General features: G+C 54.8%; 9 protein-coding genes. 3 read left to right on the top strand and 6 right to left on the bottom strand.

Going from position 1 to position 12,393, the window contains the following annotated elements:
* Positions 1–156: 156 nt before the first annotated feature.
* The 3 genes from adk to BV494_RS11670 all read left to right on the top strand — a co-directional run bounded on the left by adk (position 157) and on the right by BV494_RS11670 (position 3,472).
* Entirely contained in the window at positions 157–801 is a 645-nt protein-coding gene (gene adk, locus BV494_RS11685; protein ID WP_104923029.1) for an adenylate kinase, read from the top strand.
* A 349-nt stretch (positions 802–1,150) separates the two neighbouring features.
* A complete protein-coding gene (gene hemH, locus BV494_RS11675) occupies positions 1,151–2,113 on the top strand; it encodes a ferrochelatase (RefSeq protein ID WP_104923028.1) in 963 nt (320 codons plus the stop codon).
* Positions 2,114–2,152: 39 nt separating this feature from the next.
* On the top strand, positions 2,153–3,472 hold the full coding sequence (locus BV494_RS11670) for an inosine/guanosine kinase (RefSeq protein ID WP_104923027.1): 1,320 nt from the start codon (positions 2,153–2,155) through the stop codon (positions 3,470–3,472).
* 1 nt (position 3,473) lies between these two features.
* Here the strand turns inward: BV494_RS11670 and BV494_RS11665 are convergent, their stop codons facing one another.
* The 6 genes from BV494_RS11665 to copA form a co-directional block, all read right to left on the bottom strand.
* Complete coding sequence (locus BV494_RS11665) at positions 3,474–4,760, bottom strand: sensor domain-containing diguanylate cyclase (protein WP_104923026.1); 1,287 nt, start codon at positions 4,758–4,760, stop codon at positions 3,474–3,476.
* A gap of 158 nt (positions 4,761–4,918) precedes the next feature.
* Positions 4,919–6,610 (bottom strand): YbaL family putative K(+) efflux transporter, encoded by a 1,692-nt coding sequence (gene ybaL, locus BV494_RS11660; RefSeq protein WP_104923025.1) that lies wholly within the window; start codon positions 6,608–6,610, stop codon positions 4,919–4,921.
* Between the two features lie 229 nt (positions 6,611–6,839).
* Positions 6,840–8,057, bottom strand: a complete 1,218-nt coding sequence (locus BV494_RS11655) for an MFS transporter (protein WP_104923024.1) — start codon at positions 8,055–8,057, stop codon at positions 6,840–6,842.
* A gap of 63 nt (positions 8,058–8,120) precedes the next feature.
* Positions 8,121–8,600, bottom strand: coding sequence for a Cys-tRNA(Pro)/Cys-tRNA(Cys) deacylase YbaK (gene ybaK, locus BV494_RS11650; protein ID WP_104923023.1), 480 nt, complete (start codon positions 8,598–8,600; stop codon positions 8,121–8,123).
* A 247-nt stretch (positions 8,601–8,847) separates the two neighbouring features.
* Entirely contained in the window at positions 8,848–9,648 is an 801-nt protein-coding gene (locus BV494_RS11645) for a TraB/GumN family protein (RefSeq protein ID WP_104923022.1), read from the bottom strand.
* 49 nt (positions 9,649–9,697) lie between these two features.
* Positions 9,698–12,247, bottom strand: coding sequence for a copper-exporting P-type ATPase CopA (copA, locus tag BV494_RS11640; RefSeq protein WP_104923021.1), 2,550 nt, complete (start codon positions 12,245–12,247; stop codon positions 9,698–9,700).
* Between the last annotated feature and the right edge of the window lie 146 nt (positions 12,248–12,393).

Below are 12,393 nucleotides of genomic sequence, written 5' to 3'. Positions count from 1 at the left end.
GGTATGATTTGCACAGTCTGACGGGTGGGTTTCGCCGGTCAATACAGGGCTTAACCCTCTGCCCGAAGGGCGTGTTCCTTGAGCATCTTCGCCCGGAATGGTATGGTTGACCGTTTTTCGAGATTCATAAAAATTACATGCAAGGGGATTTACGCAATGCGTATCATTCTGCTGGGCGCTCCGGGCGCAGGTAAGGGTACTCAGGCTCAATTCATCATGGAGAAATTTGGTATTCCGCAAATTTCTACCGGTGATATGTTGCGCGCCGCTGTGAAGGCCGGAAGTGAGCTCGGCAAGAAAGCAAAAGAGATTATGGATGCCGGTAAACTGGTCACCGATGAACTGGTTATCGCGCTGGTGAAAGAACGCATTCAGCAGGAAGATTGCCGTAAAGGTTTCCTGCTAGACGGTTTCCCGCGCACTATTCCGCAGGCCGATGCCATGAAAGACGCGGGCATCAGCGTGGATTATGTGCTGGAATTTGACGTGCCGGACGAACTGATTGTTGACCGTATTGTGGGTCGTCGTGTACATCCTGGCTCTGGCCGCGTGTACCACATTCAGTACAACCCGCCGAAAGTTGAAGGCAAAGACGACGTCACTGGCGAAGAACTGATCACCCGTAAAGACGATCAGGAAGAAACCGTGCGTAAACGTCTGGTGGAATATCATGAGCTCACTGAGCCGCTGATTTCCTACTACAGCAAAGAAGCCGCTGCGGGCAACACTAAGTACGTCAAAATCGACGGTACACAGCAGGTTTCCGCAGTGCGTGATGAACTGGCTAAAATTTTAGGCTAATCCTCACCGGTTCTGCACGTTCACGGGGTGACTTCGGTCGCCCCGTTTGTTTTTCTGGCATTCCATTTTCCCTGATACCCTAAATAATTCGAGTGGCAGGAAGGCGGCAAGCGAACGAGTCCCGATGAGCTTACTGAAGTAAGTGATTCGGGTGAGTGAACGTAGCCAACGCATCGGCCAATCGAAGTATGACGGGTATTAATAACAATTCGCATTGATAGCTATTGCCGTTGTTCAGATCGTCTTTGTTTTCGTTACAATGATGTGCGCCACTTTACCCTGTCCCAACTAAACGGCGGCGCCCATCTTTTCACACTGGCTTCAGAGCCTTCAATTTAGGAAATTCCGCATGACGCAGACAAAATTTGGTGTTCTTCTGGTCAATCTCGGGACACCGGAAGCCCCCACTCCACAAGCCGTTAAAAAATATCTGGCTGAGTTTTTGAGTGATATACGCGTTGTGGATACCCCACGTCTGCTGTGGTGGCCTATTCTGAATCTTGTGATTTTGCCCCTGCGTTCTACCCGTGTTTCCAAACTGTATAAATCGGTCTGGATGGAAGACGGCTCCCCCCTGATGGTGTTCAGCCGTCGCCAGCAACAGGCGCTGGCAGAACGTCTGCCAGGAACACCGGTTGAGCTGGCAATGAGTTATGGCAAGCCGGGCATGAAGGAGCCGATTGAAAAATTGCTGGCGCAGGGCGTGACAAAAATGGTCGTTCTGCCGCTTTATCCGCAATATTCCTGTTCCACCAGCGCAGCCGTGTTTGACGGAGTGGCGCGCGTGCTCAAATCTAAGCGCCGTCTGCCATCGCTGAACTTTATCCGCGATTACGCCACACATCCGGCGTACATTTCTGCGCTGAAAGCCAGCATAGAGCGTTCCTTTGCTCAGCATGGCGAACCTGACCGCCTGGTGCTGTCCTTCCACGGGATCCCGAAACGTTTTGTGGCACAAGGCGACGATTATGAAAAACGCTGTCACGACACGGCGCAGGCGCTGACCGAGGCGCTGCAACTGCCCGCAGGCAAAATTATGCTGACGTTCCAGTCGCGCTTTGGCCGTGAACCCTGGCTGACGCCTTATACCGATGAAACGCTAAAAGGCCTTCCGGCTCAGGGTGTTAAGTATATTCAGATAATCTGTCCGGGTTTTGCCTCTGACTGTCTGGAGACGCTGGAAGAAATCAAAGAAGAGAATCGTGAGATTTTTATGCATGCAGGCGGCGAGCGCTTCGAATATATTGGCGCCTTAAACGACCAGCCCGAGCATATCGATTTGCTGCAACAGCTGGTGACTCAGCACTTCTGAATGAAGCCTGAGCTTTTTTGAATTTCCCGAGAACAACGCATGAAATTTCCTGGTAAACGTAAGTCTAAACACTATTTTCCGGTCAGCGCGCGTGACCCTTTGCTGCGTGATTCCATGTTGCAGGAGATGCTACCTGAAACCGAAGGCGGCGCGTCCTATATCGTTGGCATCGATCAGACGCTGGTCGATATCGAAGCGCGTGTCGATGAGAATTTTGTGGCCCGCTACGGGCTGACGCCCGGCGAATCCAACATTCTGAATGATGAAATGTCGGAAGCGCTTTACCAGGAACTGAGAAGTCATGATCTGATCTCTCATCAGTTTGCGGGCGGCACCGTCGGCAATACGCTGCACAACTATTCCGTGCTGGCCGATGACCGTTCCGTCTTACTCGGCGTGATGTGCAGCAACGTGAAGATTGGCGATTACGCTTACCGTTACCTGTGCAATACCTCCAGCCGTGTCGATCTCAACTACCTGCAAGGTGTGGACGGCGCTATTGGCCGCTGCTTTACGCTGATCAGCGACAACGGCGAGCGTACATTTGCCATCAGTCCGGGAAAAATGAACCAGCTTCGCGCCTCAAGCGTGCCGGAAGAGGTGATTGCCGGAGCGTCTGCGCTGCTGCTGACGTCGTATTTACTGCGCAGTAAACCCGGCGAACCGATGCCGGAAGCTACGATGAAGGCGATTGAATACGCGAAAAAACATCAGGTGCCGGTGGTCTTAACGCTCGGTACGCAATACGTGATTGCCGACGATCCGCAGGCCTGGCGTGATTTCCTGCGTGATCACGTTTCGATTCTGGCGATGAACGAAGATGAAGGTTTTGCGCTGACGGGGCTGAAAGATCCGCTGATGGCCGCCGACAAGGCGCTGGAGTGGGTGGATCTGGTGCTGTGTACTGCCGGGCCGAACGGCCTGTTTATGGCGAGTTACACCGAAGAAGAATTCAAGCGCACCACGCAGCATCCGTTGCTGCCGGGCGCGATTGCCGAATTCAATCAATATGAATTCAGCCGTGCAATGCGTCGTGACTGCTGCCAGCAGCCGATGAAGATATATTCGCATATCGCGCCGTATATGGGCGGCCCGGAAAAAATCATGAACACTAACGGAGCGGGTGATGGGGCGCTATCGGCGTTGTTGCATGACATCGCGGCCAACGGCTTCCACCGTAGCTCAGTGCCCAACTCCAGCAAACATACGCGCGAGTACCTGACGTATTCGTCGCTGGCGCAGGTGTGTAAATACGCCAACCGCGTGAGCTATCAGGTACTGAACCAGCATTCACCTCGCCTGACGCGCGGCCTGCCTGAACGTGAAGACAGCCTCGAAGAGAGTTACTGGGAACGTTAAGTCAGTGTGACGGGGGGATTTCCCCCGTCACAGAACCTTTCATCGACGCCGCCTGAACCCTGTTTCTGCCAGACGTTTTGGCCTGATAAAGTGCGTCGTCCACACGTTTAAACAGGCTGGTAAAATCCTCTCCGGTTTCATATTGCGCCACACCAACGCTGACTGTGAGTGACGGGATCCCCGGAATCACCTGTTCCCCGACTATTTTTCGCAACGACTCGGCGACGTGCATCGCGCCTTCCATACCGGTCAGCGGAAGTAAAATCAAAAACTCTTCGCCTCCCCAGCGGAAAACCGTATCGGTTTCGCGGATCCCCGTTTCCAGCGTTCTGGCCAGCATCACCAGCGTATCGTCGCCTTTGTTATGTCCGTAACGGTCGTTAATGGCTTTGAAATGGTCGGCATCCACCAGCATCAGGCTGAAATTGTGCGTTCTTTGCGGGTTCTGCGTGCGGGCATTTTCCACCAGTTGCATAAACTGACGGCGGTTTCCGATGCCGGTCAGCGGATCCAGCAACGCCGCGCGTTCCAGTTCCTGCTCAAGACGTTTCTGTTCAGTGATGTCGTGAATGATGCACAGCATTAACCGCGTGCCGTCCACCACCACCGGTCCGGCGTAAGTTTGCACATGACGCAGATTTCCGTCCGCCAGTTTATGCACAAACGTCAGGGGTTTATGTCCACCGGGAAGCCGGGCAATTTCATGCATCACCGGCAACACATCCTGGCCCATCGCATTGATTTCCCAGGTGTGTTTCAAACACATCTCATCGCGAGAATAGCCATAAAACCGCGTAGCCGCCTGATTGGCATCGACAATCTGACCGTTATCTTCAGGGGCGATAAGCAACATCGGGGCGCTGTTAGTCTGGAAAAAGCGTTCAAAGAAACCACTTTCGTCACGACGATAAGGCTTTGTTTCATCAGGAAAAGGATTAATAACCGGCACGCTGGCAGACGAGGCGTGGGAGCCTTCGAACACGATAGCGGGTTCCTGAATCCCAAATTTAGCAAGAGAAAGGCGGCAGCTCAGGGGAAATGCGCGGCCTTCTTTATGGATGGTCCAGATTTCAACAATCTGATCGCCTTTCTTTAAATTGGGCAAATAGGCTTCGAGAGGTTCCTGGGAATGAACAGAGAACTGGCCGTTGCGCAGAGGCCCCAACAGGCTGTTGCCTGCCAGTTTCCTTGCCGCCGTATTGGCAAAAAGAATGTGCTGGCTGTGCGCCGAAACGATCCAGACCGGTGTACTTAAAATGTTTAACGTTTCCAGATGGGATAACAACATTGCGCCTACCGATCATTATTTGGCATAACCACAGAATACAGAGAATTGATTTGAATTCGAATAATTTTATAGCGCGGGAGATAAAGGAAAACGTGCGGAAGGATAGCAAAAAGTAAAGGGGCTCAGCCAGCGTGCTGAGCCCGTATTTTACGGTCGGATCAAATCGGGCAAAATGGCCGTTTTTCTTCTTCGGTCATACTATCGATTTGCAGCATATCAACCATGCTGTTGGCGATTTCACGTTCGCCCATCACCACACGGTCAGCGCCGCGTTCCAGGATGTAAGTGACTTCATCGTCGTAATGCGCGCGGGCGATAATTTCGATGTTAGGGCGCTTTGCCCGCGCCGACGCGACGATTTCACCGGCTTCATAACCGTTCGGAATGGTCACCAGCAACCAGCGGGCGCAGTCGAGGCGCGCCAGATCCATAATTTCCTGGTTAGCGGCATTCCCCAGCACCGTGCTGATACCCTGTTCGCGCAAGGCTTCAACGCGTGGCCGGGAGTTTTCGATGACCACCAGCGGGATCCCTGCGGTCTGAAGTTTCTCGCCGAGCAGGCTTCCCACGCGGCCGTAACCGACCAAAAGGGCGTGATTGCACAGATCAAACGGGATCTGTTTTTCATCTTCCACCGCTTCTTCAACGCTCTGATCTTCGATGGTCTCGGTTTTCTCCAGATACTTTTCCAGCAGACTGAACAGCAACGGGTTAAACATAATCGACAGGATTGCGCCCCCCAGAACCAGATTCCGGCCATGTTCTGACAGCAGCCCCAGCGAGATCCCCAGACCCGCGAGGATAAAGGCAAATTCACCAATTTGTGCCAGACTGACCGAAATCGTCAGCGCCGTGCGCCGCGAGTGCCCGAACATTTTCACCAGGAAGAAAGCGGCAACCGACTTACCAAGCACGATAATTGCCAGCGTGGCGAGAACCGTCAGTGGCTCGCGCACCAGAATCATCGGATCGAACAACATGCCAACTGACACGAAGAACAGCACTGCGAAGGCATCACGCAGCGGCAAAGTGTCGTGCGCGGCGCGCTGGCTGAGTTCGGATTCGTTCAGCACCATCCCGGCGAAGAAAGCGCCCAGTGCAAACGAGACGTCGAAGAATTCGACCGCGCCGTAGGCGATGCCCAGCGCCAGTGCCAGAACCGACAGCGTAAACAGTTCGCGAGAACCGGTACTGGCGGTTTTCGCCAGGATCCACGGCACCACGCGGCGACCAACCACCATCATCAGCACCATGAAAGCAATCACTTTACCGATCGTTACGGCCAGTCCGGTCAGCAGTTCCACCGGGCTTGAATGATGATTTTCCAGCATACCGCTGAAGGCCGGTAAGAGAACCAGCGTCAGCACCATCACCAGATCTTCAACAATCAGCCAGCCGATAGCAATCTGCCCGCGCTGGCTCTCAATGAGTTGTCGTTCCTCCAGAGCCCGCAGCAGAACCACGGTACTGGCGGTGGACAGACACAACCCGAACACCAGCCCGGTTGCCAAATCCCAGCCCATCAGACGTGATAACCCCATCCCAAGCAGCGTCGCTACCGCGATTTGCGCTACAGCGCCGGGAATGGCTATCGACTTTACGGCGAGTAAATCTTTCAAAGAGAAATGCAGACCCACACCAAACATCAGCAAAATTACGCCGATTTCGGCCAGCTCCGGTGCAAGAGAAGTATCAGCAACGAAGCCCGGTGTAAAAGGCCCGGCCAGCACGCCTGCGGCGAGATAGCCAACCAGAGGGGAAATTCGCAGGCGGTTGGCGAGCATTCCTAACAGGAAAGCGAGTACCAGACCGCCGACGATGGTAGTGATGAGAGGCGTAGAATGATGCATTCAGACTCCTTCTGGTTATGCATGGCACAAATGTGTTGCAGATTGTTTCTGATTTTAGGGTAAAAAGCGTTTCCGCGTTGGTGTTTTTTGGCCTTTTTTGCACTAAATGCCCGACAGGCCATAAAAAAATTCGAACGGACGATTTAAATGGGTTTTCGCGGGTGAATCTCAAGAGGCAACGGCTTTTTTTGCTGCCGATAAATGATTATCGGCAGCGGAAGGGAATGCTTCAGGCTTGTTTACGTTCAATATTGGGCAGGAATGCGGTCAGGATCCCCAGTAAGGGCAGGAAGGCACAAATTTGATAGACCAGCTCGATGCTGGTTTTGTCCGCCACATAGCCCAGCACCGCCGCGCCGAGGCCGCCCATGCCGAAGGCCAGACCAAAGAACAGCCCCGAAACCATACCGACTTTTCCCGGCATCAGTTCCTGTGCAAACACCAGAATTGCCGAAAATGCCGAGGCCAGAATCACGCCGATAATGACGCTGAGGACGCTGGTCCACATCAGATTGGCGTGTGGCAAAAGCAGGGTAAATGGCGCGACGCCGAGAATTGACGCCCATATGACGTATTTGCGCCCAATCTTATCCCCCACCGGACCGCCGATAATGGTCCCGGCCGCCACGGCGAACAGGAAAACGAACAGATGGATTTGCGCGTTCTGCACCGAAACACCAAATTTATGAATCAGATAGAAGGTGTAGTAACTGCTCAGACTGGTCAGGTAAAAATACTTCGAAAACACCAGCACCAGCAAAATCCCCAGCGACATCGCCACGGTTTTACGCGGCAGCACGGTCACGGTGTTTTTCACCGGCCCGCGCTTTTTCGCGATCAGATTTTGCTGGCGATACCACTTGCTGATTTGCAGCAGAACGACAATACCGAGCAGCGCCGCCAGTGAGAACCACGCAACGTTACCTTTGCCGTAGGGCGCAATAATTAACGCCGCCAGCAACGGCCCGAGCGATGCCCCGAAATTCCCGCCCACCTGGAACAGCGATTGCGCCAGCCCGTGACGTCCGCCGGAAGCCATACGCGCCACGCGTGACGATTCCGGATGAAACACGGACGAGCCCGTTCCGACCAGCGCGGCGGCCAGCAGCACAACCGGGAAACTTTGCGCCACGGCCAGCAATAGCAGGCCAGACAGCGTAAAGCCCATGCCGACAGGCAACGAATACGGCTGCGGATGTTTATCGGTGTACCAGCCAATCAGCGGTTGCAGCAGCGACGCGGTAATCTGATACGTCAGCGTGATCAGGCCAATCTGGGTAAAGCTGAGTGAGAATTCGTTTTGCAGCAAAGGATAGATCGCCAGAATCAGCGACTGAATCATGTCATTGAGCAGATGAGAAACGCTGATCGCCGCCAGAATAGAAAACGCAGTCTTTTTGACGGCGTCTTTCTGCGGACTATCTGGCGTGGCCGTATTGTCGGTCATAGCAGATGAACCTGTCTTATTTGTGCATATTAGGGAATGTGTATAGGGAATGCGTGAACCTGGTCAGTCTGCTTTCGCGATCTCAGCAAACTGGCCTTTCAGTAAGCGGCAAAGATCCCCTGCCGCCAGTTCAAGATCAAGCCCGCGTTTACCCCCTGAAACATAAATGGTGGAGAAAGTCTGCGCCGGGCTGTCAATCACCGTCGGCAGCAGCTTTTTTTGCCCCAGCGGACTGATACCGCCCACCAGATAACCGGTGACGCGCTGTGCGATGGCGGGATCGGCCATATCGGCTTTTTTAGCCCCAAGTGCTTTGGCGACTTTCTTCAGATCCAGCATTGACGCCACCGGCGTGACGGCAACGGCGAGATTTTTGGGATCGCCATTCAGTGAGACCAGCAATGTTTTATAGACCTGACGTGCATCCAGCCCGAGCTTTTTCACCGCTTCGTCGCCAAAATTGGTCTCGTCGCTGCTGTGTTCATACGGATGAAGGGTAAAACTGACTTTATTTTTTTCCAGGAGCAATACGGCAGGGGTCATACCTGTCTCCTTAATTTGCTTTTTTGTTCGAAAAATCATCATCAGCTCAATCTGATGAAATTTAACAACAAAGTATCTTTATTACGCGGAGGGGAAATAGTAGAGCAATGAATGGTTATTGCCAAGACCTGCCACAGGTTGCTACCCTGTGCGCGCCGGTGCTGTGCCTGAAAAGGCCGGCACTGAAGCTATAACAAAAAAATGAAATTCCTCTTTGACTGGCCGGCCTTAAAAACCGGCCATTTTTTTATCCTTTCAGCAATTCCGGCAAATTCCCCTCACCATACAAATGCAGCGCGCCCACGGCGACCACGTAATTTCCCGGCGGAAGCTCGGAAAGCTGCTTTTTCCAGCGCACGTTACGCTGATTCATCAGGACATCGTAGAGATCGTTGCTGAACGTATTCGGCAACTGTTCAGTCGCCAGCCCCGGTTTGGCATCAAGCCACCAGCTGATCATGGTTTGCAGCAAGCGGGCGTTGGTGTGCCAGTGCGTCAGCGTGTCTTCGAGCAGTGCTCTGCCGCCGTCGGGCAGTTGCTGCAACAGCTCAAACTGTTCCTGCGGACCTTCGAGCTCAATCACCCGTGTGTTCTGCTGCTTTGCCGATTGCAGCAGCTGATAATCGATGCCGTAATCCCCACGCAACCCCAGCCGTTGTGCCTGTGTCGCCTGCAACATCAGCGCGACCTGCCAGGCCGGAAGCGGGTTAAGCGTCCACATGGAAACGCCGAGCTCTTCACATAGGCGCTCAACGTGCAGATATTCGGATTCGGTCAGGCGTTCGGCCAGAGGCGGGAATTCGCCGGACATGCTGAAAGGGGATTCGGTCCCGCTGATATCGGCTTCGACAATCAGGGCATCGGCTTTTTGCAGGCGGCGTAAGAGAGCCGCAGGCAGCGGTTGCATATCCTGCGTGCCCATATGAATGCTGCCGACCAGATGCAGTGAACGGTTGCCGGGAAGCCGGATATCCAGGGCAGGATATGAATACTCGACAGGAAACAGCCTGCGTAGCCAGCTGAAAGCCTGGTTGAAAAACTGCGCCATATCGCATGGTCTCCCGAAAAATGAGAGACCATGCTAACGCGTCAGCGTTTTAGCGAACAGAGGAAACGTCTTGTTTTTTCGGGGTAAAGCGTAAGAGGCGGTTTGCGTTAGTGACAACGGTAATGGAAGACAACGCCATAGCGGCACCCGCGACGACCGGGCTGAGTAATGTGCCGGTCAGCGGGTACAGCACGCCCGCGGCAACCGGAATACCAATCACGTTATACACAAACGCGCCTAACAGGTTCTGCTTCATATTGCGCAGCGTGGCCTGTGAGATCGCCAGTGCATCGGCAACGCCGTTCAGGCTTGGCCGCATCAGCGTGATGGCCGCCGTTTCAATCGCCACATCGCTGCCGCCGCCCATTGCAATCCCGACATCCGCCTGCGCCAGTGCAGGCGCATCGTTAATGCCATCGCCAATCATCGCAACCTGCTGGCCTTTGGCCTGCAACGCTTTAATCGCCTCGGCTTTACCTTCCGGACGCACACCGGCAATCACCGTATCGATGCCTGCCTGCGCGGCAATGGCCTGCGCCGTGCGCGGATTATCGCCAGTCAGCATCACCAGCTGATAACCCAACTGATGCAGACGTTGCAGCGCGGCGACGCTGTCACTGCGCAGCGGATCCCGCAGGGCGAACAGCGCGGCAATTTCACCGTCTGCCGCCAGAAGCACCGGCGTTGCGCCTTGCTCAGACATCGCTTCCAGCAGCGCATCAGCCTGCTGCGTATCGACGCCGTTTTCCTGCATCAGCGCCTGATTGCCCAGCAACAGCGTTTTGCCTTCTGCTTCACCACGCAGACCCAGCCCGCCCAGCGTACGGAAATTCTGCACGTCAGGTATCGCCAGTCCCTCCGCTTTATCGACAATCGCCTGTGCGAGCGGATGGTGCGAACCCTTTTCCAGCGAGGCGGCAAAGCGCAGAGCCTGCTGTTCATTCACACTGCCGAAGGTTTGAATATCCGTCACTTTCGGCTGGCCTTCCGTCAGCGTCCCGGTTTTATCGAAAACCAGCGTGGAAAGCGTGCTGGCTTTTTGCAGGGCATCGGCATCACGAACCAGCACACCAAACTCAGCGGCGCGTCCGACACCGGCGGTGATCGACATTGGCGTCGCGAGCCCCAGTGCGCAAGGGCAGGCGATGATCAGCACAGTGGTGACGATCACCAGCGTGTACATCAGTTGTGGCTGCGGGCCGAAGAAATACCAGATTGCACCACTGAACAGCGCAATCAGCACCACGGCGGGCACGAAGACGGACGAAATTTTATCCGCCAGTTTGCCGATTTCCGGTTTGCTGCTTTGCGCTTCCCGCACCAGTTTGATGATGCGCGAAAGCGTGGTCTGGCTGCCAATCGCATCCGCGCGGAACAGCACGCTGCCGTCTTTGACCCGCGTACCGGCATGCACTTTTTCGCCCTGAGATTTTTGTTGCGGGACCGGTTCGCCGGTCAGCATCGCTTCATCCATCCACGCTTCGCCGCTCTGGATTTCGCCGTCAACCGGTACACGGTCGCCGGTGGTCAGACGCAGCGTCATCCCCTGCTGCACATCGGCCAGCGGCAACGTTTTTTCGCCTTCCGGGGTTACCACACGCGCGGTCGGCGGCGTGAGATCCAGCAGGCGTTCGAGTGCCTGTGATGAGCGCTGACGCCCGCGTTGTTCCAGTGCGTGGCCGAGGTTAATCAGGCCGATGATCATCACGCTGGCCTCGTAATAAAGATGCCGCGCCTGCATCGGAAAAGCATCCGGCCACAGGCTGACGGAAATGGAGAAAATCCACGCCGCACCCGTGCCGAGTGACACCAGCGTGTCCATGTTAGCGCTGCCGTGCATCAGGCTTTTCCATGCGCTGCGGTAGAAATGGCCCCCTGCGACAATCATGATCAGCAGCGTCAGCAGGCCGATAATCAGCCAGCCGGTCTGATTGCTGGCGGTGACCATCATTTCGCCGCCCAGTAATCCCCACAGCATCAGCGGGATACCCGCCGCCAGCCCGACCGCCGCCTGCCAGCTGAAACGGATCATGCTGCTGCGCGCCGTTTGCTGCTGGCGCTCGCGGCGTCTGGTTTCATCAATAATGATTTCAGCGCCATAACCCGCGCGTTCTACCGCCGCAATCAGGGCTTTCTGGTCAGCATCACCGCTGACCAGCGCACTGCGTTCCGCCAGATTGACCCGCGCGCGTTCGACGCCGTTCACGCCTTCCAGCGCCCGCTGGACTTTACTGACACAGCTGGCGCAGCTCATGCCGCTGAGCAACAGCTGCACGCTGTCGTCAGAGGCTGAGGTTTGAAGCACGTGGTTTTCAGCCGGAACAGGTGACGCGGCCGCTGACAGGGGTTCCGGCAAAACACTCGCCTTATCGGTCAGCGGCTCAGATTTTGGGGACGCGTCTTCCAGCAGTTGTGCTTCATATCCGGCATTTACGACGGCGTCGATCAGGCTCTGGCTGCTGGCGTCACCTTTCACAATGGCTTTATCCAGAGAAACTTCAACGGCGGTGGTGCCGTCAACTGCTTCGAGCGCTTTACGCGTTGAAGCCACACAATGCCCGCAGGACAGGCCTTGCAGAGATAATACGGTGGTAGTCATAGTGGTTTTCCTTGGGTTAACTTTCACTAAGAACAGAGGATAAACCTTCCAGCAAGGGGAAGGTCAAGCAACGGTTTTCGCCTCACCGGTATTTTTCATTTTTCTCTCATTTACGCTTTATTTAGAAATTCCCTTGCGGATTGGCT

The sequence above is a fragment of the Rahnella sikkimica genome (assembly GCF_002951615.1).
Taxonomy (GTDB): Bacteria; Pseudomonadota; Gammaproteobacteria; order Enterobacterales; family Enterobacteriaceae; genus Rahnella; species Rahnella sikkimica.
The sequence above is the reverse complement of the archived record's forward strand: the minus strand, read 5'-3'. Positions and strand labels throughout refer to the sequence as shown.

What these genes read in the sequence shown, in the direction of transcription:
- adk (WP_104923029.1), top strand. Translation starts at nt 157, where the DNA reads ATGCGTATCATTCTGCTGGGCGCTCCGGGCGCAGGTAAGGGTACTCAG.
- hemH (WP_104923028.1), top strand. Translation starts at nt 1,151, where the DNA reads ATGACGCAGACAAAATTTGGTGTTCTTCTGGTCAATCTCGGGACACCG.
- BV494_RS11670 (WP_104923027.1), top strand. Translation starts at nt 2,153, where the DNA reads ATGAAATTTCCTGGTAAACGTAAGTCTAAACACTATTTTCCGGTCAGC.
- BV494_RS11665 (WP_104923026.1), bottom strand. Translation starts at nt 4,760, where the DNA reads ATGTTGTTATCCCATCTGGAAACGTTAAACATTTTAAGTACACCGGTC.
- ybaL (WP_104923025.1), bottom strand. Translation starts at nt 6,610, where the DNA reads ATGCATCATTCTACGCCTCTCATCACTACCATCGTCGGCGGTCTGGTA.
- BV494_RS11655 (WP_104923024.1), bottom strand. Translation starts at nt 8,057, where the DNA reads ATGACCGACAATACGGCCACGCCAGATAGTCCGCAGAAAGACGCCGTC.
- ybaK (WP_104923023.1), bottom strand. Translation starts at nt 8,600, where the DNA reads ATGACCCCTGCCGTATTGCTCCTGGAAAAAAATAAAGTCAGTTTTACC.
- BV494_RS11645 (WP_104923022.1), bottom strand. Translation starts at nt 9,648, where the DNA reads ATGGCGCAGTTTTTCAACCAGGCTTTCAGCTGGCTACGCAGGCTGTTT.
- copA (WP_104923021.1), bottom strand. Translation starts at nt 12,247, where the DNA reads ATGACTACCACCGTATTATCTCTGCAAGGCCTGTCCTGCGGGCATTGT.